The 25,161-nt window shown below is 38.0% G+C and carries 30 protein-coding genes; 20 read left to right on the top strand and 10 right to left on the bottom strand.

Going from position 1 to position 25,161, the window contains the following annotated elements; all coding sequences use genetic code 11:
- Positions 1-155: 155 nt before the first annotated feature.
- Complete coding sequence (locus ACWNMY_RS07675; protein ID WP_449537647.1) at positions 156-1,166, bottom strand: DUF3231 family protein; 1,011 nt, start codon at positions 1,164-1,166, stop codon at positions 156-158.
- A gap of 186 nt (positions 1,167-1,352) precedes the next feature.
- Here ACWNMY_RS07675 and ACWNMY_RS07670 point away from each other — a divergent pair, with 186 nt between their 5' ends.
- A complete protein-coding gene (locus ACWNMY_RS07670; protein ID WP_449537646.1) occupies positions 1,353-1,790 on the top strand; it encodes a VOC family protein in 438 nt (145 codons plus the stop codon).
- A gap of 24 nt (positions 1,791-1,814) precedes the next feature.
- On the opposite strand, the gene ACWNMY_RS07665 is transcribed toward ACWNMY_RS07670, so the two are convergent.
- Positions 1,815-2,159, bottom strand: a complete 345-nt coding sequence (locus ACWNMY_RS07665; RefSeq protein ID WP_449537645.1) for a DMT family transporter — start codon at positions 2,157-2,159, stop codon at positions 1,815-1,817.
- A 22-nt stretch (positions 2,160-2,181) separates the two neighbouring features.
- Complete coding sequence (locus ACWNMY_RS07660; protein WP_449537644.1) at positions 2,182-2,505, bottom strand: DMT family transporter; 324 nt, start codon at positions 2,503-2,505, stop codon at positions 2,182-2,184.
- Between the two features lie 208 nt (positions 2,506-2,713).
- Here ACWNMY_RS07660 and ACWNMY_RS07655 point away from each other — a divergent pair, with 208 nt between their 5' ends.
- Positions 2,714-2,911, top strand: a complete 198-nt coding sequence (locus ACWNMY_RS07655) for a DUF6199 family natural product biosynthesis protein (RefSeq protein WP_449537643.1) — start codon at positions 2,714-2,716, stop codon at positions 2,909-2,911.
- Between the two features lie 163 nt (positions 2,912-3,074).
- On the opposite strand, the gene ACWNMY_RS07650 is transcribed toward ACWNMY_RS07655, so the two are convergent.
- Together ACWNMY_RS07650 and ACWNMY_RS07645 are read right to left on the bottom strand one after the other, a co-directional pair.
- Positions 3,075-3,632: a hypothetical protein gene (locus ACWNMY_RS07650; RefSeq protein ID WP_449537642.1), complete on the bottom strand. Its 558-nt coding sequence runs from the start codon at positions 3,630-3,632 to the stop codon at positions 3,075-3,077.
- Positions 3,629-4,570, bottom strand: coding sequence for a hypothetical protein (locus tag ACWNMY_RS07645; RefSeq protein WP_449537641.1), 942 nt, complete (start codon positions 4,568-4,570; stop codon positions 3,629-3,631). Before ACWNMY_RS07645 ends, ACWNMY_RS07650 begins: the two co-directional genes overlap by 4 nt.
- Positions 4,571-4,702: 132 nt before the next feature.
- Here ACWNMY_RS07645 and ACWNMY_RS07640 point away from each other — a divergent pair, with 132 nt between their 5' ends.
- On the top strand, positions 4,703-4,903 hold the full coding sequence (locus ACWNMY_RS07640) for a hypothetical protein (RefSeq protein ID WP_449537640.1): 201 nt from the start codon (positions 4,703-4,705) through the stop codon (positions 4,901-4,903).
- Between the two features lie 80 nt (positions 4,904-4,983).
- Here the strand turns inward: ACWNMY_RS07640 and ACWNMY_RS07635 are convergent, their stop codons facing one another.
- Entirely contained in the window at positions 4,984-6,003 is a 1,020-nt protein-coding gene (locus ACWNMY_RS07635) for a DUF2332 domain-containing protein (protein ID WP_449537639.1), read from the bottom strand.
- Positions 6,004-6,094: 91 nt separating this feature from the next.
- On the opposite strand from ACWNMY_RS07635, the gene ACWNMY_RS07630 reads away from it, so the two are divergent.
- A complete protein-coding gene (locus tag ACWNMY_RS07630; RefSeq protein WP_449537638.1) occupies positions 6,095-6,232 on the top strand; it encodes a hypothetical protein in 138 nt (45 codons plus the stop codon).
- Between the two features lie 35 nt (positions 6,233-6,267).
- Here the strand turns inward: ACWNMY_RS07630 and ACWNMY_RS07625 are convergent, their stop codons facing one another.
- Positions 6,268-6,987 (bottom strand): DUF4181 domain-containing protein, encoded by a 720-nt coding sequence (locus tag ACWNMY_RS07625; protein WP_449537637.1) that lies wholly within the window; start codon positions 6,985-6,987, stop codon positions 6,268-6,270.
- A gap of 244 nt (positions 6,988-7,231) precedes the next feature.
- Between ACWNMY_RS07625 and ACWNMY_RS07620 the strand changes: the two genes are divergently transcribed.
- From ACWNMY_RS07620 to ACWNMY_RS07605, 4 genes are all read left to right on the top strand, one after another.
- On the top strand, positions 7,232-8,086 hold the full coding sequence (locus ACWNMY_RS07620) for a pirin family protein (RefSeq protein WP_449537636.1): 855 nt from the start codon (positions 7,232-7,234) through the stop codon (positions 8,084-8,086).
- A 15-nt stretch (positions 8,087-8,101) separates the two neighbouring features.
- Positions 8,102-8,344 (top strand): glutaredoxin family protein, encoded by a 243-nt coding sequence (locus tag ACWNMY_RS07615; protein ID WP_449537635.1) that lies wholly within the window; start codon positions 8,102-8,104, stop codon positions 8,342-8,344.
- Between the two features lie 97 nt (positions 8,345-8,441).
- On the top strand, positions 8,442-8,822 hold the full coding sequence (locus ACWNMY_RS07610; protein WP_449537634.1) for a YkvA family protein: 381 nt from the start codon (positions 8,442-8,444) through the stop codon (positions 8,820-8,822).
- Between the two features lie 267 nt (positions 8,823-9,089).
- Positions 9,090-9,545: a GNAT family N-acetyltransferase gene (locus tag ACWNMY_RS07605; protein WP_449537633.1), complete on the top strand. Its 456-nt coding sequence runs from the start codon at positions 9,090-9,092 to the stop codon at positions 9,543-9,545.
- A gap of 44 nt (positions 9,546-9,589) precedes the next feature.
- On the opposite strand, the gene ACWNMY_RS07600 is transcribed toward ACWNMY_RS07605, so the two are convergent.
- Complete coding sequence (locus ACWNMY_RS07600) at positions 9,590-10,570, bottom strand: DUF4179 domain-containing protein (RefSeq protein ID WP_449537632.1); 981 nt, start codon at positions 10,568-10,570, stop codon at positions 9,590-9,592.
- Positions 10,551-11,093 carry a sigma-70 family RNA polymerase sigma factor gene (locus ACWNMY_RS07595; RefSeq protein ID WP_449537631.1) on the bottom strand — a complete coding sequence of 181 codons (543 nt, stop codon included), beginning with the start codon at positions 11,091-11,093 and terminating at the stop codon, positions 10,551-10,553. Before ACWNMY_RS07595 ends, ACWNMY_RS07600 begins: the two co-directional genes overlap by 20 nt.
- A gap of 231 nt (positions 11,094-11,324) precedes the next feature.
- Between ACWNMY_RS07595 and ACWNMY_RS07590 the strand changes: the two genes are divergently transcribed.
- The gene (locus ACWNMY_RS07590) at positions 11,325-11,789 is read left to right on the top strand and encodes a GNAT family N-acetyltransferase (RefSeq protein WP_449537630.1); all 465 of its coding nucleotides are present in this window, start codon (positions 11,325-11,327) and stop codon (positions 11,787-11,789) included.
- A 390-nt stretch (positions 11,790-12,179) separates the two neighbouring features.
- Positions 12,180-13,682, top strand: coding sequence for a malate:quinone oxidoreductase (locus ACWNMY_RS07585; protein WP_449537629.1), 1,503 nt, complete (start codon positions 12,180-12,182; stop codon positions 13,680-13,682).
- A gap of 91 nt (positions 13,683-13,773) precedes the next feature.
- Here the strand turns inward: ACWNMY_RS07585 and ACWNMY_RS07580 are convergent, their stop codons facing one another.
- Complete coding sequence (locus ACWNMY_RS07580) at positions 13,774-14,499, bottom strand: hypothetical protein (protein ID WP_449537628.1); 726 nt, start codon at positions 14,497-14,499, stop codon at positions 13,774-13,776.
- A gap of 472 nt (positions 14,500-14,971) precedes the next feature.
- Here ACWNMY_RS07580 and ACWNMY_RS07575 point away from each other — a divergent pair, with 472 nt between their 5' ends.
- The 10 genes from ACWNMY_RS07575 (at position 14,972) to ACWNMY_RS07530 (ending at position 25,161) form a co-directional block, all read left to right on the top strand.
- Positions 14,972-16,069, top strand: a complete 1,098-nt coding sequence (locus ACWNMY_RS07575; protein ID WP_449537627.1) for an FAD-dependent monooxygenase — start codon at positions 14,972-14,974, stop codon at positions 16,067-16,069.
- A 187-nt stretch (positions 16,070-16,256) separates the two neighbouring features.
- Positions 16,257-16,601 (top strand): hypothetical protein, encoded by a 345-nt coding sequence (locus ACWNMY_RS07570; RefSeq protein ID WP_449537626.1) that lies wholly within the window; start codon positions 16,257-16,259, stop codon positions 16,599-16,601.
- Positions 16,598-17,176 carry a GNAT family N-acetyltransferase gene (locus ACWNMY_RS07565; RefSeq protein WP_449537625.1) on the top strand — a complete coding sequence of 193 codons (579 nt, stop codon included), beginning with the start codon at positions 16,598-16,600 and terminating at the stop codon, positions 17,174-17,176. The genes ACWNMY_RS07570 and ACWNMY_RS07565 overlap by 4 nt, the downstream gene beginning before the upstream one ends.
- A 332-nt stretch (positions 17,177-17,508) precedes the next feature.
- A complete protein-coding gene (locus tag ACWNMY_RS07560) occupies positions 17,509-18,564 on the top strand; it encodes a flavin-containing monooxygenase (protein WP_449537624.1) in 1,056 nt (351 codons plus the stop codon).
- A gap of 27 nt (positions 18,565-18,591) precedes the next feature.
- Positions 18,592-18,900 carry an ArsR/SmtB family transcription factor gene (locus ACWNMY_RS07555; RefSeq protein ID WP_449537623.1) on the top strand — a complete coding sequence of 103 codons (309 nt, stop codon included), beginning with the start codon at positions 18,592-18,594 and terminating at the stop codon, positions 18,898-18,900.
- 12 nt (positions 18,901-18,912) lie between these two features.
- On the top strand, positions 18,913-19,860 hold the full coding sequence (locus ACWNMY_RS07550) for a cation diffusion facilitator family transporter (protein WP_449537622.1): 948 nt from the start codon (positions 18,913-18,915) through the stop codon (positions 19,858-19,860).
- A gap of 56 nt (positions 19,861-19,916) precedes the next feature.
- Positions 19,917-21,224, top strand: a complete 1,308-nt coding sequence (locus tag ACWNMY_RS07545) for a serine hydrolase domain-containing protein (protein ID WP_449537621.1) — start codon at positions 19,917-19,919, stop codon at positions 21,222-21,224.
- Between the two features lie 223 nt (positions 21,225-21,447).
- Positions 21,448-22,152 carry a winged helix-turn-helix domain-containing protein gene (locus tag ACWNMY_RS07540; protein WP_449537620.1) on the top strand — a complete coding sequence of 235 codons (705 nt, stop codon included), beginning with the start codon at positions 21,448-21,450 and terminating at the stop codon, positions 22,150-22,152.
- The gene (locus ACWNMY_RS07535; protein ID WP_449537619.1) at positions 22,149-23,552 is read left to right on the top strand and encodes an ATP-binding protein; all 1,404 of its coding nucleotides are present in this window, start codon (positions 22,149-22,151) and stop codon (positions 23,550-23,552) included. Before ACWNMY_RS07540 ends, ACWNMY_RS07535 begins: the two co-directional genes overlap by 4 nt.
- Positions 23,553-23,709: 157 nt before the next feature.
- Positions 23,710-25,161 carry a trypsin-like peptidase domain-containing protein gene (locus tag ACWNMY_RS07530; RefSeq protein WP_449537618.1) on the top strand — a complete coding sequence of 484 codons (1,452 nt, stop codon included), beginning with the start codon at positions 23,710-23,712 and terminating at the stop codon, positions 25,159-25,161.

Here is a 25,161-nt window from a genome sequence, read left to right as displayed (position 1 = left end):
AGAACAACATTCTATTGAGTACTAGGCTACTAGACTAGAAAGGATTATAGTGAATTAGAGTCTACGAGGTCCTTTTTCATTGTTGAAATAGAAACAAGGGTATACGATTATGTAGACCCTTGCGACGACTTATGTATGAGTTTGTGAACCTATCTTTACTTCCCTTTGTTGATTATTTGGGTGCGATCCTCCATTTGTGGGGGTTCTTCAAACCATCCATTTTTTATCTTTATTTCAATTCCCTCTTGTGCGTATGTATAGACATCTTTTGCAAGTAACATTGTTTTCATAGCTAAATCATGTCGCATGCTAAAGTAGGCACCTGACCCAGCACCAACAATGCTAAATCCATTGAGAATATAAATACAATGCATCATTAGTTTGTCGGAAAAGGGCGGAACCGTTGATGTGGTAACTGTAGCTCCAGAAGTGGCGGAAAGGTGCACATCTGCCTTTAAAAGGATATCTTCCATCACTTTAATTTGTTTTTTAGCCAGTTGGACTCCTTTTACAAAGTATTGTTTGACTTCTTTGGTCTGAGCAACTTGTGCAAATCCTGTTATTAGCTGCATCCCAATATTATTTGCTTCAAGATTGTGGTGAATAATGCCGACCTCAAGGTCATTTAAAGACCGCTTATCACCAAGTAGATTAAACCCTTCCATATACTTTTTGCTTTTTATAAATTCCGTTTGTTGTGGCATTGTGACCTTAGGCGGCATGGATAGAATTCCCTTGTCTAGTAAATAAGTAGTGGAAAGTTTATAGATTTTCTGAGTAACAGTTGTAAGTCCCTCATAAATCGACATTACCTGTTTATTGTACGTCATATTTAATCCTAACGTATAAAGTCCCATACTGACTTCCTTTAAGATTCGAACAAACATTACGTCAAACCCATTATCATAGAGCTTTGGAGCGTTCAAATTCACATCAGAAGAAGTAAAACCGACTGGCTTCACCATTCCTTGATCAGAAAAGATTCCTTCCATTTCTTTCACATAAAAATCCAACTCCTGCCACAATCCTCCCAAGATATTTCTTGCCTGTGGGTCATCAGCTTTTTCAATAAAATACTCCAAAAATCTCATGATTAACGTTTTCTCCTGATAGGTTTGCCAGAGTGATCCTACTTCAGATACATTGATAGGATTTATTAAACTCAAGTGATTACCTCCCATTTCATTTGCGAAACACCAATATTTGTAAATTAGTTATTACTAAATTATCCAATTAGGCAGTTTACAATACGAATTCTTTACTCAATTTATTAATAATCAGAACAATAAAGGATTTTTTGCTGATAAGAAAGAATGTTTTAAAATAAGGAAAAAGTAGTAAAGGAGATACATATGAATAGACTAAACATTATCACCCTAGGAACAAAAGATATTATAAAGTCGCATGAGTTTTTCAAAAAGCTAGGATTCGAAACGTCAGTTAGGGGACCTGAATCCAATCCTGCAATTATCTTTTTTAAGAATGAAGGAACACGAATTGCACTTTATCCACTTGAGGAATTAGCAGTAGATGTGAATCAAGATAAACCGCCAAAGATTGCCAGTGGTTTTACAGGAATAACTCTAGCCTATAATGCAAAATCCATGGAGGAAGTGGATGAAATCATAAAAAAAGCGGAAGGAGCGGGTGCTATTATCCAGAAGGAGCCAAAGAAAACCGATTGGGGTGGGTATGGCGGTTATTTTACAGACCTTGATGGCTATTATTGGGAGGTCGCCTATGGAGAAGCATGGGAGTTTGATGAGTGCAATATGCTGGTAATTGACTAGATAGTAAAAAGAACCTTCTATCTTCTAGGAAGGTTCTTTTGCAGTTTCTACATTCGACGATGTGTTCAATAAGACAACACCCCCGATAATGAGTACAATTCCTAAAATTTTAAGGGTACTTAACACTTCTCCCCATATCAGTACACCTAGTAGGGCAGTTAACGCTGTTCCTACACCTGACCAAATAGCATAAGCTAAACTCAAAGGTATCGATCTTAGGCATAGGGATAAGCAATAAAAAGAGATAGCATAGCCAACAACTACACCTGCAGACGGGATGATAACAGTAAACCCATCAGACATTTTTAGCATGGCAGTACCAAATAATTCTCCAATTATTGAAATTGCTAAATACAGATAACTCTTCATTTGTCTTCCTCTTTTCCAAGAATTAATGGGCTCCGCCAATATTTAATAAAACGACTCCACAAATAATTAGGACCAAACCGAAGAGCTTTTTAGCATTAAAACTCTCTTTGTAAAAAGTGATCCCGACTAGTGCAGTTAGAGCTGTTCCTACTCCAGCCCAAATGGCATAAACGACCCCAAGTGGAAGCGTCTTTAATGTTAAAGATAACGCATAAAAAGCTATCATGTATCCAGTTATTACACCAAGAGTTGGAAAGAGTTTTTTAAAACCGTTTGTAGCTTTAAGCATGGAACTTCCAAACACTTCAGCCACAATGGATACGCCCAATAAAACATATGCAGTCATTTCTATTCCTCACTCTCATTACATATTTAAAGATTACTACTTTGATAGATATTCCACATATTGAATACCAAATATCGTACCGTCTAGATCGTTTTGTTGTCAACGTGAACATGTTGCCACTGGATGATGTGAAAACTTTGTGTAAAGAGTATAAATATTCTGAAACAAAGGCATCAGTAGAATCGTACATACAGTAGGAGGAGATAACATGACAGCAATGGGGATTTTCTTACTGATAGTTGGTGTTGTTTTACTGCTAAAACCTTCATTGGTTTGGACTCTTACGGAAAGCTGGAAGACGGAGGATGGAACGGAACCATCATCCCTCTATATCTGGTCAACACGTTTTGGTGGAGTTATGTGCATATGTGTGGGTGTTGGTGTAATAATTGTTTCTTATATATAAATTATTCTTAACATGATGAAGGATTTACCTAAGATGAGCCGTCTGGTTTGGACTTCATTTATCCGATAAAGGACTTACCGAGGATGGAGATTTCCGCTCAGAACGACATTTATTCGTGTAAAAAAATGCTTGGGGCATTCCCCCAAGCACTGTACATAAAGTCTTATACAATTCCCTGTAGCCCCTCGTGCTTATGGAGCTTTCTGAGTAGGAGAAGGAACATAATTTCCATCAGGATACCTAAGGGGAGGGTAATAAAGAGATACCCTATAAGTATATCATTTGAAAAATTGATAAGAAAAGCGTCTGAGAATGTAATGATAACCATGACCCACATATACATTGAAAAGGTTTGTGAGCTTCGATGAATAAGAGCTATATCCTCTAAAGAGGTTACGATCTCCATGATAAGCTGAAATAGAAAGAAAACAAGTAGTAACTTACCGATTCCTAGTGCAGAGCTGTAGGTCCACCAAGGCGAAAAACCGGGTGAGTGATCAACTGTTTGCTGAACAAATATGGTAGGAATACTTATGATGATTAGTCCGGTAGTAAGCCACTTAATTCTGTTTCCAAGACGATTTTCTGGAGTAACAAACCTTAAGCTAGAGAGAATTAAATAATAACCTATGGGATCTGGTAGGATATCGATTACAAGTATGTGTATGTCTAAAAGAATGAAAATAAATCCCCAGAACATTCGATTAAAATTTATTTTCATTTGTTCCCACCGCCATTTCCAATTTCGACAATCTTATTTATCTCTTTTTGACTTAAGTGGGGGTGGTCAATGATGGGAAGCTCAGTTACGAACACTTCTCCTGATTCTGTTTTACCAACAAGTTTAATACTGAATTGAAAGTAGGAAGTTCGAGTAGGGTTAAACTGCATGAGAAAACGAATCCATTCATTTTGTTCTAAAGAAAGAGGAAACATCTCATCACTAACTAAAGTACCTGGTAAGTCATTCCAAGCCTTTTCCTTATCTTCCTCAAACCACATAGGTGGATCACTACCATCCATAATTGTTTCGAACTCACCTAATTTCTCTTGGTCAAGGTCAATTTTTACGAGGATATCCTCAGACAAATCTATAGGAAATGGAATCGATAGTTCTTCTATGGTGATAGGCTGTAAGGAAATCAAAGATGTTTCACTAGTGTGTTGGTTGCTGCTTGAACTTATACGAGTTTCTAAGACACTTGGTGATTTAGTCTTTTTATGAAGAACGACGCTTCCAATGTCAGCGAGAATTGTTTCACCATCAGAAAAATGTACCTCTATGTTTGAAAATGACCAAGGTCCCTCACCCTGCTCAACCAGTGTGTTATGAAACGAAACATGAACCGCCTTTATATAATGGTGGGTATATTCCTGTTCGTACTGCGGTGTATTGGAATCAAACATAAAAAAGTCATTATTGGAAGTCGCATAGGCCTCAATACCATCAATACTTACAAAATCGATTGTCGATGTATCTGACTTATTTGTTAGGTAATAGAAGGTAAGTGTTGTCTCATCTTCTTCATTCAAGGTCATTTCATAATAATGTTCTAAAAAGAAAGGAGCATCTAACTGTTTCGATTGAAAATATAGATAATTTCCGATGTAGCTAAGGAGGATGAGCATGATACATGACCAAAATATTTTTTTCTTCAAATAAAAACCTCCTATTGTAAAAACCTCTAAATCTATTTTACCATCAGTAAAATGAAAAGTTTTCCATTAATTGAAATTTTCTTACATAAAAATGATAGAATAGAAGTGATGAACGCGGGGGAGGGGAACCACTTGTTTTACGAGAGCGTTAGTTCTGCCATTTATTGGTTACTATTCTTGTGGGTTGTATTTCTTGTTTTTCAACGGCTAAACCACGGTCTTCCTAAGGCTAATCCATGGAAGAAAGACATCAAGAAAACGTTTATCCAAGCTTTAGTAATCATGCTTTTGATGCCATTTTTCGGAATGATTCTAGATTATTACATGAATTGATAGATGATTAGCGTACTGAAATCCAACCGATACACAGAAGGCAACGCATTTGGAAGAGTAATCCCGACGCTTTGCCTATATTATAATTCCCACGTAAACCACTTTCCGTGACCTTCCGTTTCACCAATGACATGCTTGTACTCTTTTCCATGGAGATAATAATCAATGTGGAGGTAGCGGTCTTGTATATTGTTATATAGATGAAAAATCTCTCGGTTTGCCCCGATGAACGAAATTTGTTCCAACAATTGAGCCTTTGTCTCTAACGGCATTTGGTTTGCTACATGGGTATGAAAGACACAAATGCTTTGCTCCCTTGGAATCTCTTGGGCTATTTTAGGTAGAAGTTCAACGCCATTCCCTTTGATCAACTGTAACTCGTTTGCCTTTACATATTCTGTAGCCTTTTCAAAAAGTTCACGTCTCTCATGATGCTCTGGCCAAATGAGTGCCTGTAACCAACGTACATTTTCTTCAATTTTCAAATCAATGGGATGTAGGTCGATACCGATTCGAGCAGCTACTGGAGGAATGAAGTCTTGTAGAGTAGGAGTTTTCCCTCCTAATATCTCAGCTGTAAGCTGTAAGGTGGAACCTTTGTTTCCATAAACTTCACTCGTCCCATACGAATAACTATAGTGATCCCATAGCAGCTGCAAGCCAGCACTTGTCCCAATTTCAATTAAAGCCAACGGTTTCTTCGCAATATCGTAAATATGCCCAAAGGCTGGAAAAAGATATGAACACCGTCTTACCTCATTTGTCTGTACCAACTTTTTATGCAAAAGCTCGATAATTTCATTAGAAAACTCCCGGCAAAAACTTTTAAAAGGTACAAACGATTCTTCCACGATCCGAGGATTCCTCACGATACTAGGGTAATATTCACGTAGCGGATGATCTGCGCCTTTTAGCAATAGAAAATGAACTGCACCTAACAGCAAATTGGGTGTAGGCTGACCAACTTGCGCATGTGAAGCTAACTCAAGTGTTTCATTATCGCGGGCAATTTGTAAGGAAAGAAATTCATATAATCTGCTTGAATCCTTACATTCATTGACTGCAAAGGTTTGAAACCTTTTAGATTGAGAGGTTGTCATATTTCTTCACTCCTAATAAAATAAGTTAAACTTGACCCTCACATTTCCATAAATCGAACCGAATCATGTAGTGAAAGGTAAGGTGGGCTACATGAAAGATCGTACAGTTACGTTTACCTATGATGAAATTGACAAGCTTCTTGAATCATTTGATAAAGAACTATTTAAAGATATAAAATGGAAACCTGTTACAGATGAGGAAATGGAATCCCTATTGAAAACCTCCTAATGCGATTGACTTAGGGGGCTTATTTTATGTTGAGGTCACTCGACGGTCCATTCTAATTTCTCATTTTTGATAAGATAAAATAGTTTGTTCTCACCATTTACACGATAGTGAGTGCCATCTATTTGAAGAAATTCCTTATTAAGAAAAACGTTGTAAGAATGATGCTCATTGTTAAAGGTGATATACATTTCGTTTCCAGTCCAATCATAGAAGTCGGATTTACTTAGCTCTACATCTGAAGGTGCGTTAATCAATCTATGTATCAAATCCTCATCTGTTATCGTTGTCCTCTTATCTATATATCCTTCCTTCTCAATCTTTTTGGTCCAGAAAATTTCAATATCGTTTATTTGGTGGCTTTTGTTCATCATTGCGCTAAATTCCTCACCAAGAGTGGTATTCGTAATGATGCCATGAACATAAAAAAGGATAGAGACAGCCATGACGCCCACCACCATTAGAGATAGAGACAACAGATATTTTTTTCCCTCTACATATTTAAATTCCATCCAGGACTGAAAACTCCAATAGGCAATGAAAAAGAATACTAGTAGCCATCGGAAATGCTCAATGTTCTCAATGTCAAACAACGCATACCCGCCTATTAAGAAGAGAAGAAGTATAATGAAGGTGCCTACCCGGTATTTCAGTTGTCCATCTGACTCCATGACATTAAATCCCGGTTCTAACCGCTTACCTACAAGTCTATCTATTGCTTGCAAAATGAACATAAGAAATAAAATGCTAAGTGCCATCTAATACCCCCAATGAATAGGTAAATCTACATATGTGGTAATTGCTTGCAATAATGAATTGACAGACTACTAAGATGATAGAAAGTTTACGGATTTTTCATAGCCCTTTTATTCATTATAAGGTTGTCTAGAAAAATATTCCAGTTAGAGTTAGAGCAAAACCTTTGTGGATTTTCCTCTTACATGTGAAAATGAAATGGAAATAGGCAAGACTACTAGTTAGAACCTACAAGGAGTGAACGAGATGAGTTCCCTTTTTAAACGAGATATAAAAGATCACTGGTATATAAAATACAACAACAATGGTTTTCCACATGTGCAGCAAGGATTTGTATTGCCTCCGGATCGGTTCCAGGATTTTGACCCATTTTTGATTATGGCAGAGGATTGGTTTAAGCGTGGTGCTTTTTCAGATCATCCGCACCGCGGTTTTCAGACAATCACATACGTTATTGACGGGCGATTAGAGCATATCGATAACCATGGAGGTCACTCCATTTTAGAAGCAGGAGATGTCCAATACATGAATGCAGGTAGTGGTGCTAGACATGCAGAGGAAGCGGTTGATGATGACATTGCCCATACACTTCAGCTCTGGTTGAATCTACCGAAGTTATTAAAGAACACACAAACCTCCTATCATAATGTTTTAGTAGAGAATACACCTCGCGTTACGGTAGAAGGCGGGGAGTTAAAGGTATACGCTGGAGAAATTGCTGGTGTAAAAGGACCAATGGAAAGTCTCGTTCCGATTACAATGACTGAAATTTCTCTAGTAAAAGGTGCAACATATACACATCTATTACCGGAAAATCATAATGCCTTTTTATACGTCTTGTCGGGTGATTTGGAATTTGGAGAAAGTAAAACAGCGTTAACGAAAACAGGTGTAGCAACCCTTACTTTTAATGAAAATGGACAAAATCAAAGTGAGTTTGATATAAAAGCAAATAGCCGTTCCAAGGTCCTTATTTATTCAGGAGTGCCCTTAAGAGAGGAAATTGTCGCGTATGGTCCATTTGTAATGAACACAAAGGAAGAAATACAACAAGCATATCGAGATTACCATGCCGGAAAATTTGGTCCGAAAGCGGAATAAAAGGAGAATATCTAGATGACAAGCCAAGTAATTGTCTATACAACGAATGATTGCGTGGAATGCATCTTTGTAAAAAAGGTACTCACTGAAAATGGGATTCCATTTGAGGTCCGCAACATTGCAGAAAATGATGCATTTAAAGAAGAAGTGGAGAAGTTTGGGTACTTAGGTGTTCCTGTTACGGTTGTAGGAGACCGAGCTGTAAAAGGCTTTACACCGGAGTTAATTCAATTATTAGAGCCACTGAGTAAGTCATAAAGTCATAAAAACAGGTAAAATAGGGAATTCTAGGTGTACATTCACGCGAATAGTGTGGATGGAATAGAATGCTGAATCAAGGCAAACAGGTGAACCTATGGAAAAAATAAAAAACTGGGCGAAACGCCTAAAAAGACAAATATTCATTCTTTATTTTGCTTGTAAAGATACAAGAGTACCTTGGTATGCAAAAGCTTTTACAGCGGGTGTTGTGGCCTATACATTTAGTCCGATCGACCTTATCCCAGATTTTATTCCGATTCTTGGCTACCTTGACGAGGTAATCCTCGTGCCAATTGGAATCATGTTTGCATTAAAAATGATTCCCCAGGCTGTTATAGCAGATTGTGAAATCAAAGCAGAAGAAATGATGAAACAAGGCAAGCCGAAAAACTGGATAGCGGGATCGTTCATCCTCGTTCTTTGGGGCCTCCTATTTTTCTGGCTTTCCATTAAGATCTATCAATATATACAATAATCGCGTTAATCCATTTAAAGGATTAGCGCTTTTTTTGTGGAACTGTTACATATAGTAAAAATCCAAATTATGTAACAGCAGTAAAGGTTGGTGTGCAAATGAAAAACTGGTGGTATGGTTTCTATTTTTTAGTCTTGGGAGTCCTCTCTTTTTTTTCAGGTGAGTTTGTTACTTTCGTTATGCTAGGTTTCATTTTTATTAGTTTAAATAACATACATACAACACTAATGAAGATTTATGAACAGAACAAAAAGGGGGGAGAATGAATTGTATCAATACTTCAATGGACTCGTGATAAGGGAGGGCACCGAGGGAGTTCCTGGTGATCTGGTTGAAGCAATATTTGAAGATGCTGGTTGGGCGAGAAACACCCCGGATTGGCAAAAGGAAAAGTTCGGCTTGATATTCAAAAATTCGACCTGGGCTTTTACAGTCTGGGATCAAGACAACATGATCGGTATGGTTAGGGTTATTTCAGACCAAATAATGGCGGCCACTATCATGGATCTAGCGGTTCTTACTGACTATCGAGGGAAGGGTATTGGAAAGAAACTTGTGGAACTTTGTGTTCAGAAGCTTCCTCATGGGGATTGGTTCGCGCATACCTCAGCGAATAATTTCGCATTCTATGATAAGTGTGGATTTGAAGTAAAGGATCCCACCAGAAATGGTACCTGTGCATTTTACGGTTATAAACAAGCTCGAATCGATGGGCATAGGTAACAAAAACGAAAATCCGGGCCATTGTATGGTCCGGGATTTTTCTGTTATTTCAATTCAACTTTTACCTCATCAAGTTCTACCGCGTCTTTTCCTATCTGATAAAAAGGCTTCACCAAAAGGAAGGTTGGCGGTTGTTTGCTATCCATTTCAAAAATAACCTTCGAATCAGAAATGGTAGAGAGCGATACCTTCTCTCCGTGGTTGTCCACGATTTCAAAGTGCAAATTCTCGACTTCTTTGCCATCTGAATGTCTCGCTTCATATGTTATGAGGGCATTTGTCTTTCCTATTTGGATATTCTTAAGTTCTACACTATATTCCTCTTGGGCTGAATAAACAGCTTGATTGATATCTATTTCTTTTGATGGTAATTTCTTAGCAGATAGTTGGAATGACCATTCCCCTCGAACACCTGCCATATGAGTAAACGTAATAGGAAGGTTTAGTGAACTTGGTTGGTCGAGGTCAGGGTTCTCCAGTATGATTGCACCAACATAATCATTACCTTGTTTCGTTAATGAGCCCATCGTACCTGGCCAAGTTGTTGAATCGTCACCTTTAACCATTTCATATGTATAACCAGATTCTGGCCCAGTATCTCCTCCAATAGAATCGGAGAGATTTTTACCGGTTGCTTTGAATGTTAATCCAACATACGCACCATCATAAAAGATGGAGGTAATACTCATTTTGACACCATTATTTTCAACTGTTTGATTTAATTCAGTTATGAGTTGTTGTTCAGCTAATTCCTGCCCAATCGGCATTTGATAGTTTGCATAAATATCTCCAATAATTGGAACGTGAGCTAACACATTTGTTACAGGTGCAAACATAAATCCAGATATCAGAACCATTGCGGCTGCGCCAGCTGTAAACATGGATGTACGTTTTATTGGTTTTATGTATTTTTTACTTTTACGGTACCTTTCACCACGTTCAATGCCCCTGCTAATAGCTTGGTTTAATTCTTCCGTTGGAATGTCTATCTCTCTTGTAAAAGAATTACGTAAATCTTTTTCCATAATAATCAGCTCCCAATGTTTTTCGTAAATCAGCTTTTGCTCGCCGTAAATAAGTTTTAATGGTTGCTTGTGGTTTATCAAGGATGCTAGAGATCGTTCGTATCGGTAAATCATAATAATAGAAAAGCAGTATAGCATTCCGATAGTTCGTATTAAGTGATGAAAGTGCATCTGATAAATCGATTGCTAGACTAGGTTCTAACGTATGGCTTGTATCTAAAAGATAAGTAATTGTTTCTTCGGGCAATTGTATCAGCTTTTTCTTTCGTTCAAGTTCTTTATAGGCAGTCCGAATTAAGATTTTCACAAGCCAGGTACTGAAATAAGCAACCGTCTTTAGTTGATGAATCGAAACGTAGGCTTTATACGTCGTTTCTTGAATAACATCAAGGGCATCCTCTTTATTTCGCATGTGGAGGAATGCAATTTTATATAATTTTTCACTTTCCGATTTTAACAATTGTTCAAATGCCTGTTTATTACCAGCGATAGCCTGTTGTACTATTTCTGTCGAATATGACATGTTTGGCTAACCTCCTTTCAACTATTAGAGGCAATACAGGTAGGAAAAGGTTTCAAAAAAAAATAATGGTATTTTATAGAAAAAGCAAAAAATCCTAGGAGGATTTTTTTGAATTCTCGTTGAACATAACTTTGTGGTCATTACATGCTGAAAGAAGGCGATTTCGAAAACATTAAATTATAGCCTACATTTTATTTTATATTTGTATTTACTAGTAAAGGGAGAACGCTCATGAATATTAAACTAGTTGATGTTACAGAGAAAAATTTTTATGATGTAATAAATTTGAAGTCAGATGAGAATCAAGAAAAGTATATCCAAATTTATGAAAGATGGGTAGGCTCTAACACGTACTTTCTTGCAGCATGTCAGGTGTTTGGGTTCACACCAAAAGCAATTTATGATGGTGAAACGCTAATAGGCTTTACGTCCCATGGGTATCAAAAAGAAACCAATCGATATGAACTGATTAGTATGATGCTGGGCCATAAATATCAGGGTAAAGGATACGGTGTTCCTGTATTACAAGCCATTATAGAGGATATGGTTACGTCCTATTCATGCAATGAAATCTATTTATCCGTAATATATAATAATGAACGAGCAATCCGAATCTATGAAAAGGTTGGCTTTAAGCCAACGGGCGAGGTAGAGGAAGGGCATCATCCAGAACCTATTTATTGTTTGAAATTATAACAATACAAGGAAAGAGGGGATCCATTCGTAAATGGAGTCCCTCTTTTTCTATGCACCGTACCAATGTAGGATTGAAATTCGATGTCGGAATTAGCTGTATAAGGTAGCAATCCACTCGTCAAACCACGATAATAATTTGTGAAATATGTACGTATACCAAGTACTTTCATCCCCATTGACGCCTAAATTTGCACCGTACACTTATAATCACCTTTAAAAAAATTTAAAATTATCATATAATAATAGAAAGCGTAAACTAAAATAATTCTAATAATCTATGATATGATTTTATCAGAGAAACGTAAGAGAAAAGATGTGTGACTTGGTCGCGCTTTCACTTGATGTGATGCTTACATCTTTTCATAAATAAAGGGGAAAAGGTTGGTAATTATGAGCAACAAGACAACTAAAACAGACGTCATTCTAATTGGCGCTGGAATCATGAGTGCTACATTAGGAACTCTTTTAAAAGAATTAGTACCCGAATGGGAAATTAAAGTATTTGAAAAGCTCGACAAGGTAGCAGAAGAAAGCTCCAATGAATGGAATAATGCTGGTACGGGGCATGCAGCATTATGTGAGCTTAACTACACGGTTGAAAAACCAGATGGAACCGTCGATATTAGTAAAGCGGTTAACATTAATGAACAATTCCAGGTTTCTATGCAGTTTTGGTCTTATCTTGTAAAACGAAAGCTCATTAAGAACCCACAGGATTTCATTATGCCACTACCTCATATGAGTCTAGTACAAGGTGAACAAAATGTAGCTTTCTTAAAGAGACGTTTTGAAGCAATGTCTAAAAACCCGTTATTCAAAGGAATGGAATTCTCAGATAATCCGAAAAAGCTAGCAGAATGGATTCCACTTATCATGCAAGACCGCGGATCAGATGAACCTATCGCCGCAACAAAAAGTGACTCTGGCACAGATGTCAACTTTGGAAATTTAACACGCATGCTATTTAAACACTTAGAAAATAAAAATGTTCATGTAAAACATAAACGTACAGTTACTGATATGAAACGTACAAGTGACGGATTATGGGAATTAAAAGTAAAAAATCTTGATAGCGGTTCCGTTGAACGACATGCTGCAAAGTTTGTCTTTATCGGTGGAGGAGGAGGAAGCCTTCACTTACTCCAAAAATCAGGTATTCCTGAAGGAAAGCATATTGGTGGCTTCCCGGTAAGCGGTTTATTTATGGTATGTAAGAATCCTGATGTGGTCGCACAGCACAACGCGAAGGTTTACGGTAAAGCGAAGGTGGGTGCTCCGCCAATGTCAGTTCCACATCTTGATACTCGCTATATCGACAATAAAAAATCACTCCTATTTGGGCCATTTGCTGGATTCTCGCCAAAATTCTTAAAAAGTGGGTCAATGTTTGACTTAATCACTTCAGTAAAACCAAACAATGTCCTAACGATGTTAGCTGCAGGCGCTAAAGAGATGTCACTGACCAAATATCTCATCCAGCAGGTTATGTTATCGAAGGAACAACGCATGGAAGAGCTTCGTGAGTTTATCCCGAATGCCAAAAGCGAGGATTGGGATTTAGTAGTAGCGGGACAACGCGTACAGGTTATCAAAGATACCGAAGCTGGTGGAAAAGGTACACTTCAATTTGGTACAGAAGTAATTACGGCTGCTGACGGTTCACTTGCTGCTTTACTTGGCGCATCTCCTGGAGCTTCTACTGCTGTACACGTCATGCTTGAAGTCATTAAAAAATGCTTCCCAGAACGCACATTAGAGTGGGAAGCGAAAATTCAAGAAATGATCCCTTCATATGGGTTGTCACTAATGGAAAATCCTGTCCTTTTAGACAAGGTGCATACTACAACTGCTCAAACACTTGGTTTAACCGAGAAAAAACCAGTTTTTAGTTAAGCCGCAGGCATGTAATCATTTGTCTATGATGTTTATAATCAGTTAACAGTCCCTCCTTTTTACAGGAGGGACTTTTTGATTGTTTTATATCCTATTTTTTCTTCAGATCTTCTACCTTAAGCTTGAACTCAGCGTGATCCCCGAGAGCGTGTGGCACCTGAAAGCTAATGATTAAGGAATCCTCCGTATAGTATGAAAATATTCCATACAGATTTTCTTTTGGATTAGTGCGATCTGCTTTTGAAAAAGCGTTGGTAAGTTCTTGTGTGTTCATGCTAGTTAGATATTCGATGACAGCTGCTTGTTTTTCCACATTTGGTGAATCAGGGTTATCAGGGTCTAGATAAGAAGCTTCCCTAAAGGTTTCTATAAACTGTTCATCTATAACAAATACATCGGGTAATTCAATTTTTCGTTCATTTTTTAGATCAATATTTGTCGTGAATAACAGGTGAGTCGGATACATGCCACCAGAATAATCCCCTGTATAAAGGATGCTTACCGTATCATCAGTTTGAAACGTGATCTGATAATCCATAGATAACGATGAACCACCATCTTTATATTGCTCCAAGAATAGGATTGCTTCTTTTTTGATCAGTTCATTTATCATATCTAAACCACTGTTTTGCTTCTGAATGAGTTGAGGAAAGCTAATGCTATAGGTACCTTCTTCATGGATTGCTGTTGCTATTTGGAACGTGTCAGGTTTTTCTTCTTCCTCACTCTGTTTGGATGGTGAGGTTTGTTGACTTGAACAACCTGCTGTAAGCATACAAACAAAGACGATTCCAGCCCCTACCAGTATTTTTCTCATATCTAATAACCCCCTGTAAAATCACTCCAATAGTTTATTTTACAAGAATCCTTTCAATTTTATAACGTACGTGAAAAAGTAGTAGAGATTTGGCTATTCTTATTACAAATGGTAATGAATATCAGTTGACCTATGTAACGATCGTTGTTATCATTTGGTTATTAATAGTGAACTTTGTTTCTTATTAGAAAACTTTTGGCAGTACTCTGCAATAGTCACTCACTTCTTTAAGTGGGGTGACTGCAAATATTATATAATATAGTAAGTGTTCAATCCCCGATTGAATAAAGTACAATTGATTCGGAGGATGCACGATTCATTACATGAACTTTTCGAGCACAAGATCAAAGACTACTAACGCCATATCCTGTGGCAATGTCTATATGCCCCACCTCGTGTGGGCATTAAATATCTGGCCCAAATACGCAAAGGCGCATTTGAATATATATGACAACTATAGAAGGTGGTTAAGATGAATCTACAGACAGATGTATGTATTGTTGGTGGAGGACCGGCTGGCGCGCTTCTTGGCAACCTATTAGCTAAGAAGGGGATATCTACCATCGTAGTTGAGCGCACGTCTGGAAACGAACGGGAATTTAGAGGCGAGCATATCGATGGAGAAACGGAAGCTATTTTAAGAGAACATCAACTCTTTACGAAAATAGAGGAACTTGGATTGTTACGAATGAAGAAAGTGGAATACCTTTTTGGCCGTGAAATTGTGAAATCAATCACACCAGCCGGAGAAGACCACGTAGGAATCCATATTCCACAGCCACATTTTTTAACAGCTGTTTCGAAGGAGTCGGAAACCTATCCGAATTACAGGCTATTATTAAATGCAAGTGTTACGGCACTAGTCCAAGATGAACGTGGATTTTATACAGGTGTAAAGGTTAGACAAAATGGAGACGAAATCACTATTTCAAGTTCGATTATCGTTGGAGCAGACGGCCGTTATTCGACTGTTAGAAAGCTTGCAAACATAGAGGTTTCCGAGGAAACTCACGGCTATGATGTATTGTGGGCTAAAATTCCTGCACCAGCAAATTGGGAGCCTTCAACAAGAATGGTGCTAGTAGATGGGCACCAGCTTGCATTGTTCACACAAACCGGTGGAAAAATTCAAATAGGATGGAATATCGCGGAAGGAACATTTGCTTCTTTACGGAAGACGCAACTACAGCCATTCTTAGAGCCACTCATTCGTAGCTTTCCAGAATTAGAACCTATAGTCCGAGAACACATCCAAACCTGGAAAAACTTTGTTTGTTTGAAAGTGTTTAGTTCGAGAACAGAAACCTGGGTAAAAAATGGACTAGTCATCATGGGCGATGCAGCACATACCATGACACCAACAGGAGCTATTGGTATTAACTGTGCAATCAAGGATGCCCATATGTTAGCACCAATTATCGAACAGGCCTTGCTACATGATGACCCTAGTGAAACGAGATTAAAAGAGTTTGAGACTACAAGACGTTCAGAAATCGAACACCAACAAGAAATGCAATTCAAGAAAGAAGAAACATTTAAAGATAATTTTTTAGAAGTGATAGCGAATTAAAGTATGCGGTGTAAGCTGCATGCTTTTTTTGTATTAAAAAACAGAATTTCCGAGAACAGGCCAGTATTTTTCAAAGAAAAAACAGTAACTCAGTAAAAACCTCTTTTTCCAAGGATACAAAGGATTTTAATCAAAGATATCGAATATAGAACTTTAGTAACCACTACAATCAGAGGTGATAACATGAATGAAATGTCTATGTAAAGAGGATACGAGAGATTTAAAAATAGAAGGAGACTTCTCAGCAGACCCGATTTGGTGTGCAAAATGTAGCTGTAATATAGAATTAGAGGATTTCCCAATTTCGGATGAGGTAAAAAGAGAACTTGAGCAATGGGCCAAAGACTTCGGCACATGGCTAGATCTTGCATCAGATACAATCGTGAAAGGCGGGGACATCCTTGAAAAGAAACATAATCAGAAGGGTGAGCTTTTAACAAAGAAGGTACAAGAGCAACTACCAACAAATAACATCACATTTTCACCCTCTGCATTAATTGAACTATATAAAGAAAATGGAGGAACACAATGAACGGAGTACAAATAAAGGGAGAAAAGGTAACGCTAAGACAGATTGAACTAGAGGATTTAGAAACCCTATGGGATCTAGAATTTGCTGGGTATCCTAACTCCGAGTGGAAAAAGTGGGATGCTCCATACTTTCCACATGAGTATATTGAAAAAGAGAATTATATCAAAATGGCAACTGAACGGCTTACAAAACAGAATCAACCTCCTAGGCAACTCCTTATTGAGGCAGACGGCAAGATAATTGGAACTGTTGTGTACTACTGGGAAAACGAATCAACTCGATGGCTTGAGATGGGGATTGTCATATATCTACAAGACTATTGGAATGGTGGATACGGGACCGAGACGATTAAGCTTTGGATTGATTACTTGTTTGAAACAATCCCTGAGATTGAAAGAGTGGGTTATACTACATGGTCAGGCAACTATCGAATGATGAAGGTCGGCGAGAAACTTGGTATGACACTCGAAGGGCGTATGAGAAAATGTCGGTACTACAATGGAGTCTATTATGATTCGATTCGAATGGGCCTGCTACGCGAAGAGTGGGAAACCATGAAAAGCAGACAAGCATGAGTTGGCTCTCATGCTTTTTTTGTTTGGAAGTTTACATAAAACGGCTATCGCCGATTGGAGGCATATTTTCGCCGATAGAACTGAATTATCGTTGATAGAATCATATTATCGCCGATAGAAATGAGTTAACGCGGATAGAATCAAAATTACTCAGAATGACTCCAACAATTTCGTAAAAATATCGCCCAAATAGCCTGTTTTCAACAAACGTTACAAAATTTATTAGAAAAATCGAATAAATTCACAACCGACAATTGACACCTTTATAAATCAGCTGTAATATACTATATGAACATATGCTCATATACTTTATTGGATGGGTGGAGCTCATTATGTATGATGTCGTAATCATTGGAGCAGGTCAGGCAGGCTTGTCCATGGGATATTATTTAAGTAAGACAAATTGTTCATATGTACTTCTAGATAAGGCAAAGGAAATTGGTGAATCATGGAGAACTAGATATGATTCGCTAACACTTTTTACACCAAGAGAGTATAGTCAGCTTCCTGGCTTGAATATGAATGGATCAAAACAAGGCTATCCAACGAAAGATCAAGTTGCTGATTATTTAGAACAATATGCAGAATATCAAGCACTTCCGGTACAGCTGGAAACAGAAATAAAGAGGGTTACACAAACAGATACTGGGTTTAGGATTGAAACAAGCAAGGATGAAGTTTTATCAAGAAATGTAGTGGTTGCTACTGGGCCGTTTCAAACACCTTTCATACCAAGCTTTGAACAGGCTCTATCAAGTAGTGTGTTTCAACTGCATTCCTCACAATATAAAAATCCATCTCAATTAAAGAATGGTCCGGTGCTAGTAGTAGGTGGGGGAAATTCTGGTGCTCAAATCGCTGCTGAGCTATCTGGTGAGCGGGAGGTGTTTCTCTCGGTAGGGCAAAAGCTCACCTTGTTGCCACAGGATATTGGCGGGAAGAGTATTTTTTGGTGGTTTGATAAATTGGGTATACTCAATGCGAGTGTTACTTCGAAACTAGGTTCTTTTCTAAAATCACGTCCAGATCCAATATTCGGGTTTGAGTTAAAGCGAGCGATAAAGAGAGGTAAAATTACCATAAAGTCTAGAGTAATTGATATAAAAAATGATACATTCATTTTCCAAGATAAAAGTGAATTGGCTGTACCAAACGTGGTGTGGTCAACTGGGTTTCAATCTGCTTATCAGTGGCTGCATATTCCAAACCTTTTCGATCAAAGTAGGCAACCAATACACAAAAGAGGGATAACCAACATAAATGGATTATACTTTTTAGGTTTACCGTGGCAATTTGTGAGGGGCTCGGCACTACTCCAAGGAGTCGCAGCCGATGCAGATTATATATACCGGGATTTACAGGATAAAGGTTTCCGAGCAAACAACTAGGGAACAGACAAGAAAGAAGGTTGAAAAATGGAACAAAGAGATCATTCTTTTCTAGCACAAAAAACTATCGATGAAGCCGCGAGAATGTTTAAAGCGTTGGCAGATCCGACACGGATTAAAATTCTCTATTTATTATCACAAGAAGAATGCTCAGTCACACATATAGCAGAAGTTCTCGAAATGTCACAATCCGCGGTTTCACACCAACTTAGCTTACTCAGAAATCTTCGCTTAGTGACATATAAACGAGAGGGAAATACATTCCTTTATACATATGATGATGATCATGTTATCACCTTGCTCCATCAAGTCATCCATCATATCGAACATGAATAGGAGGGGAAACTGATGGGTCATCACCACCATCACCATCATCACGGACACGACCATCATCACCATGGTCACCACCATCATTTCGATGAAGTGAGAGAGGGAAATAAGAAAGGTTTACTGATTGCTTTATGCATAACTGTAGGAATCATGCTACTCGAATTTTTCGGAGGCATTTTTACAAATAGTTTGGCCTTGTTATCTGATGCTGGACATATGTTGAGTGACGCAAGCTCCCTGTTTTTAAGCTTGGTTGCATTTTGGTTTGCAACTCGACCTGCATCACCAAAAAAAACGTATGGCTTCTACAGATTTGAAATTTTAGCTGCTCTATTTAACGCGGTTACCCTATTCGTTATCGCAGGATTTATTGTATTTGAGGCGTTTGATAGATTTTTCGAGCCGCCGACAGTCGCAAGCGGAACAATGATGATGATCGCGGGAGTTGGGTTATTGGCAAATTTGCTAAGTGCCTGGTCCCTGATCAGTAAAGGCGATGTGAAAAATAACGTCAACCTACGGAGTGCATACCTTCATGTTCTTGGAGATGCGCTAGGCTCAGTGGGTGCGATTATTGCGGGGTTACTGATGTTAGTGTTTGATTGGTATGTAGCAGATCCAATCATCTCTGTCGTTGTCGCAGTCCTTATTTTAAAAAGTGCCTGGGGAGTATTAACGCACTCGATTCATATTTTAATGGAGGGAACTCCCATTACAATCGATCAAAAGGAAGTCAAAGCAACACTCGAAGAAATTGAAGGTGTCATTGATGTTCATGACCTTCATATTTGGACGATTACTTCCGGAATGGATTCACTAACCTGCCATATTTTAATCAAAGATGATTCAGACAGTCAGGAAATCTTACAACAGGCAATTGATAAAATAAGAGAAACATTTAAAATCGAACACACCACGATACAGATTGAAAAGTCTACGATTGAACATGGGGAAATGAGGGTTTAGGATACTATTGGGGACTATGATTCAATAGTCCCTTTTACATATAAAGGAGGAAATGTATGATGCTAAAGACGTCCACTACACAATATCTGAAAAACTACTTGAAGGCACTTTCTGATTATGGTTATTTTAATGGGTCTGTACTAGTTGCAAAAGACGATAACATCTTGCTACAGCAGGATTCAGGGCTAGCAAGCTTTCAATATGAGGTTCCCGTCACACAAAAAACAAAGTTCCGAATTGGTTCCCTATCAAAAGCGTTTACTGCTGCAGGAATTCTAATTCTTGTGGAGGAAGGAAAAATTGAGTTAACTACCACAATCGATACCTTTTTCAGCGACTATCCAGAAGGAAATCGGATCACTATCCATCACTTGCTATCACATTCCTCTGGAATTGCCGATTTTACTTCATCGCCAGATTATTGGAGCAAAATGATGAGGCTACCAGCTACGATAGACCAATTAATTGATTCTCTTAAGGACATACATCTTGAGTTTTCGCCAGGAGAAAGAATGGAATATTGTAATTCTGGTTATCTATTATTAACGGCTATGATTGAAAAGGCTTCTGGTCTTACATACTCAGAATTTTTGAAAGAGAAGATTTTGTCTCCTCTTCAGATGAATGATACGGGTGTTGATGATGGTCGAACAATTATTTCACATTTAGCTACTGGCCATACAGTTCATAAGACCGTTATCCACAGTGAGTTTATTGATATGTCATTTCCGTTAGGAGCTTATGGTTTATATTCAACTGTAGAAGATTTATATAAGTGGGGAAAAGCTTTAATGCAGGGAAGGGTCGTAAATCAAGAGCTAGTTAATAAGATGTTTACTCCAAATCTTGATGGCTATGGATATGGCTGGTTTTTGGTAAATGACAATGAAAAGATTGCGAGTCATTCAGGTGATATAAATGGCTTTGTAAGTGACTTTGTTATGTATCTAGAAAGCAAAGTCATGGTTATAGTGTTATCAAATTTGAATCTAACCCCTGTAGAAAAAATGAGTAAGGACCTTGCTAACATCGTATTTGGTAAGGAAATAAAGAGTGTCTCTACTATTCCAAGTAATAGCAATCTGGAAATAAATCTTCCCCAATTTATCGGTATTTATGAAGGTGAGGACGCATCTCCGCTTTTAATCGAAAAAAAGAGTAATAATTCATTGTATTTAACAGTAACCAAAACCTATGGGGTGCCCTATACCTATCCTATTAACCTTGTAAAAGTTGAGGGGAATAGGATTGTTTGTAAAGCCGAGTTCGTAAATGAGACAGTGACCTTTTATTTGGATGAGGGTCAAATTAAGCTACATTATGAAGATTGTTATGGAAGAGAGAGGCAACTCGTTAAAAAATGAAAGCACTCAGATTGAGTGCTTTTTTAATTTATTGTTTATGAGTAAGTTTTATTTTGTGAAATAAGCAAAAGAAACTATGAACAAATTGTTTCGTAATCTGTAAAAAACTGAGAAGAATGTTGAAAAGTATTGTTATTATCCGGAATTCGGTATACTTTTGGTAAAAGAAGTAATTGTGTAAAATAAAACTAATAAGTGTTTGTAAATAGGAGATGTGAGAAACATGAGAGTTCTCGTAATTGAAGATAATGAAAGTGTTTGCTCCATGATCGAAATGTTTTTTTCGAAGGAAGGAATTCAAGGCGAATTTGTTCATGACGGTCTGGAAGGATATAACCGTTTTAAACAGGAAAATTGGGATTTGCTTATTGTGGATTGGATGCTGCCAGGTATGGATGGGGTGACGATCTGTCGCAAGATCCGTGAAGAAAAAAGTACAGTTCCCATTATTATGCTTACTGCGAAGGATAGTGAGTCAGATCAGGTATTGGGTCTTGAAATGGGAGCAGATGATTATGTGACAAAACCGTTTAGTCCGCTAGCATTAATGGCAAGAATAAAAGCTGTAACACGTCGCTACAATAGTATGCCGTCAGAAGAAGCAGACAAAGGAACACTTCAAACACAGCATTTTAAAATCAATAAAGATACGAGAGAAGTCATTTTAAATGGAACAGCAATTACGAACCTAACTCCAAAGGAATTTGATTTGCTATATTACTTTGCGCAGCATCCAAAACAGGTGTTTTCAAGAGATCAGCTGTTAGAACGTGTTTGGGGTTATCAATTTTATGGAGATGAGCGAACGGTAGATGTTCACATTAAACGACTTCGTAAAAAGCTAGGTACTGCCAATCAACCCTTCTTTCATACTGTATGGGGTGTTGGTTATAAATTTGATGAAACCATTGAGAAGGAAGAAAAATGAAATTCAGATACATGTACCAACAGCTTTTTAGCCATATTAGTGTTCTTGTTGTTGCCTTTATCATTTTAAGTATTGTATTTGCGCACTATGTAGAAAATCTTGTGTTTGAGGAAAAGGTGGAGGAACTCACTGGGTATGGCGAAAATATCATTAGTGATATGAGTCAAACCTCACGTCTTGATACAGTACTTAATTCATATTCAACGATGCTAAGTGAGCGAAACATTCTTTTCACGGTATTTGATGAAAATGGGATAAGTTTGAATGCAATTGGTGGTTTTGTGCCCCAAGTTGAATTGAAGAAACGTGAATGGGAAAAGGTTAGAAGTGGCCATATTGTTTCTGTAAAAGAGGATTATAAGCGCTATGATCAAGAAGTAACCTTTGTTGTTGTTCCTTATATGATTCGTGATACATTTGTTGGAGGGATTCTACTAGCCTCTCCAATTAGTGGAACTCAAGAAATGATTAAGGAAATCAATCAATATTTGTTTTACACCATGTTTCTCGCGTTAGTTGTGGCTCTTTTGATGATTTGGGTCCTGTCCACGATTCATGTAAAGAGAGTAAAACGATTACGAGAGGCAACCTCGATGATATCCGAGGGGGATTACTCTGTCCAATTGCCTTCTTCGAATTTTGATGAAATTGGTGAACTGTCAAATGATTTTAATAAGATGGTGCAACGGTTACAACAATCCATGGATGAAATTGAAAGTCTTGAAAGTAGAAGAAGGAAATTCATGGCAGATGTATCCCATGAAATGAGAACCCCTTTAACAACAATTAGTGGCGTGATTGAAGGATTGAAAAACGACCTTATTCCTGAGGAGGAAAAAGAACGGGGCATTCAATTGGTAAGCCAGGAAACAAAGAGGCTCATTCGCTTAGTGAATGAAAACTTAGATTATGAAAAAATTCGCTCGAACCAGGTTACCCTCCAAAGGGAGACAATTGAACTAATTGAGGTACTTGAGGTTATTAAAGAAACACTAGAGCCACAGGCAGAAGAAAAAAATAACCAGATCGTTGTCGAGGTATCTGATACCTTACTAATTACAGCCGACTATGATCGCTTGATTCAAATTTTAATCAATATTACAAAAAACAGCATCCAGTTTACACAGGACGGAACAATATGGGTTCGAGGTAAAGCGGGTGAGAACGAAACGATTATCGAAATTGAAGACACTGGTGCAGGAATTGATCCAGCTGAAATTGAAAAAATCTGGCATCGTTTCTACAAAGCAGATGTTTCCCGGACTGGGACTCCTTTCGGGCAATTCGGCCTAGGACTTTCGATTGTGAAACAACTTGTACAGTTGCATGATGGTAGGATTGAAGTATCTAGTGAAAAAGGAAAAGGAACGAAATTTGAAATTCGATTTCCCTCTGAGTGAATCCACCATGTTATTGGTGGATTTTTGGTTAGGAAAGAAATCGTAATTTTTTACACATTTTAGTTTGATTTTTACATGTTCTTTCAACGTTTGTTAATAGTTTGTTCATATTTATTGCGTAAGATAAATACATGGAGATAGTTAAGGAGGAATTCAAATGGAGAACGAAAAACGTTTCGATGAAACGAATCATAAACCAGAGGAATTAAACAACAGCAATGATTTTCATCATAAACCAGAGGAATTACACAACATAGAAAACAACGAACAAAATACATTATACACAAGTAATAGTCATCAGGAAGAGCAGAAGGGGGATGAGGAACAATCATCTAACGAAGGAGAATCGTTAGTTATGTCACAGGTACCACCTCAAGCGGCAACAATGGAGGAGAGTGAACTTCGCTCAGCAAAACCAAAAGAGAAAAAGCCAAATTCCAAGGTAAAGAGCTTTTTGTCTATGTTCACGGCAGGTGTTCTAGGATCAGCACTAACTCTTGGTGTTGCACCACATATTGATGGGCTTCAGGGGTATTTCAATTCAGATGCTCCTGCTACACAGCAAAACAATGAAGTGATTGAGGCGAATGGACCAGTGCAAATTCAACCGACAGAGGTAAAGAATGCTACAACCTCTGTCGCTGACATGGTTGAACAGGCATCAAAAGGAATTGTTGGTATTACGAGTATGCAATCTCAGCAAAATCCATTTAACAGAAGTGCATCACAAAGTGTAGAAAGCGGCACAGGGTCTGGGGTTATTTTTCAAAAGGATGGCGACAAGGCGTATATCGTAACAAATAACCACGTAATTGAAAATGCGAATGAGGTAGAAATCTCTCTTTATAATGGACAAAAAACAATGGCAAAGCTTATCGGTACAGATCCGTTAACAGATTTAGCAGTGTTAGAAATTAACTCCGAGCACGTTGAGGCGGTTCTGCCTTTCGGTGACTCTGCGACACTTCGTCCTGGAGATCAAGTGTTAGCCATCGGAAATCCACTCGGACTTGATTTATCTAGAACCGTTACGTCAGGTATTGTAAGTGCGAAAGACCGAAGTATTTCTGTTTCAACATCAGCTGGGGAATGGGAATTAAATGTTATCCAAACTGATGCAGCCATTAACCCTGGTAATAGTGGTGGTGCACTCCTTAACACCCAAGGTCAAGTGATTGGAATTAACAGCTTAAAGATTGCGAATAGCGGTGTTGAAGGGCTAGGGTTTGCGATTCCAAGTAATGATGTTGTTCCGATTATTAACAATCTGATTGAAAATGGAAAGGTTGAGCGTCCATTTATCGGAATCGGATTAGCAGACCTTGAGGAAGTCCCAAAAATGTATTATGCGGATCTTCCTGAGGATGTTACAGGTGGGGTTATCGTAGCAAGTGTTGCACAAAACTCTGCAGCCGAAAAAGCAGGCTTAAAAATGACAGATGTTATTGTTAAAATCAACGATACAACAGTAGAAAATTCGATGGAACTCCGTAAATATTTATATTCAAAAGTCAAAATTGGTGATGAAGTGGAGCTAAGCTTCTATCGAGATGGAAAACTACAAACCGCCAAGCTTACATTAACTAGTAATAACTCAGGTATTGAATAA

It is taken from the genome of Ferdinandcohnia sp. Marseille-Q9671 (assembly GCF_976954385.1).
Note: the sequence above shows the minus strand (reverse complement) of the source record. Positions and strands in the feature narration are given on the sequence as shown.

Coding starts and splice junctions, on each gene's coding strand:
- ACWNMY_RS07670 (WP_449537646.1), top strand. CDS start 1,353: ATGAATAGACTAAACATTATCACCCTAGGAACAAAAGATATTATAAAG.
- ACWNMY_RS07665 (WP_449537645.1), bottom strand. CDS start 2,159: ATGAAGAGTTATCTGTATTTAGCAATTTCAATAATTGGAGAATTATTT.
- ACWNMY_RS07660 (WP_449537644.1), bottom strand. CDS start 2,505: ATGACTGCATATGTTTTATTGGGCGTATCCATTGTGGCTGAAGTGTTT.
- ACWNMY_RS07655 (WP_449537643.1), top strand. CDS start 2,714: ATGACAGCAATGGGGATTTTCTTACTGATAGTTGGTGTTGTTTTACTG.
- ACWNMY_RS07650 (WP_449537642.1), bottom strand. CDS start 3,632: ATGAAAATAAATTTTAATCGAATGTTCTGGGGATTTATTTTCATTCTT.
- ACWNMY_RS07635 (WP_449537639.1), bottom strand. CDS start 6,003: ATGACAACCTCTCAATCTAAAAGGTTTCAAACCTTTGCAGTCAATGAA.
- ACWNMY_RS07630 (WP_449537638.1), top strand. CDS start 6,095: ATGAAAGATCGTACAGTTACGTTTACCTATGATGAAATTGACAAGCTT.
- ACWNMY_RS07625 (WP_449537637.1), bottom strand. CDS start 6,987: ATGGCACTTAGCATTTTATTTCTTATGTTCATTTTGCAAGCAATAGAT.
- ACWNMY_RS07620 (WP_449537636.1), top strand. CDS start 7,232: ATGAGTTCCCTTTTTAAACGAGATATAAAAGATCACTGGTATATAAAA.
- ACWNMY_RS07615 (WP_449537635.1), top strand. CDS start 8,102: ATGACAAGCCAAGTAATTGTCTATACAACGAATGATTGCGTGGAATGC.
- ACWNMY_RS07610 (WP_449537634.1), top strand. CDS start 8,442: ATGGAAAAAATAAAAAACTGGGCGAAACGCCTAAAAAGACAAATATTC.
- ACWNMY_RS07600 (WP_449537632.1), bottom strand. CDS start 10,570: ATGGAAAAAGATTTACGTAATTCTTTTACAAGAGAGATAGACATTCCA.
- ACWNMY_RS07595 (WP_449537631.1), bottom strand. CDS start 11,093: ATGTCATATTCGACAGAAATAGTACAACAGGCTATCGCTGGTAATAAA.
- ACWNMY_RS07590 (WP_449537630.1), top strand. CDS start 11,325: ATGAATATTAAACTAGTTGATGTTACAGAGAAAAATTTTTATGATGTA.
- ACWNMY_RS07585 (WP_449537629.1), top strand. CDS start 12,180: ATGAGCAACAAGACAACTAAAACAGACGTCATTCTAATTGGCGCTGGA.
- ACWNMY_RS07580 (WP_449537628.1), bottom strand. CDS start 14,499: ATGAGAAAAATACTGGTAGGGGCTGGAATCGTCTTTGTTTGTATGCTT.
- ACWNMY_RS07575 (WP_449537627.1), top strand. CDS start 14,972: ATGAATCTACAGACAGATGTATGTATTGTTGGTGGAGGACCGGCTGGC.
- ACWNMY_RS07570 (WP_449537626.1), top strand. CDS start 16,257: ATGAAATGTCTATGTAAAGAGGATACGAGAGATTTAAAAATAGAAGGA.
- ACWNMY_RS07565 (WP_449537625.1), top strand. CDS start 16,598: ATGAACGGAGTACAAATAAAGGGAGAAAAGGTAACGCTAAGACAGATT.
- ACWNMY_RS07560 (WP_449537624.1), top strand. CDS start 17,509: ATGTATGATGTCGTAATCATTGGAGCAGGTCAGGCAGGCTTGTCCATG.
- ACWNMY_RS07555 (WP_449537623.1), top strand. CDS start 18,592: ATGGAACAAAGAGATCATTCTTTTCTAGCACAAAAAACTATCGATGAA.
- ACWNMY_RS07550 (WP_449537622.1), top strand. CDS start 18,913: ATGGGTCATCACCACCATCACCATCATCACGGACACGACCATCATCAC.
- ACWNMY_RS07545 (WP_449537621.1), top strand. CDS start 19,917: ATGATGCTAAAGACGTCCACTACACAATATCTGAAAAACTACTTGAAG.
- ACWNMY_RS07540 (WP_449537620.1), top strand. CDS start 21,448: ATGAGAGTTCTCGTAATTGAAGATAATGAAAGTGTTTGCTCCATGATC.
- ACWNMY_RS07535 (WP_449537619.1), top strand. CDS start 22,149: ATGAAATTCAGATACATGTACCAACAGCTTTTTAGCCATATTAGTGTT.
- ACWNMY_RS07530 (WP_449537618.1), top strand. CDS start 23,710: ATGGAGAACGAAAAACGTTTCGATGAAACGAATCATAAACCAGAGGAA.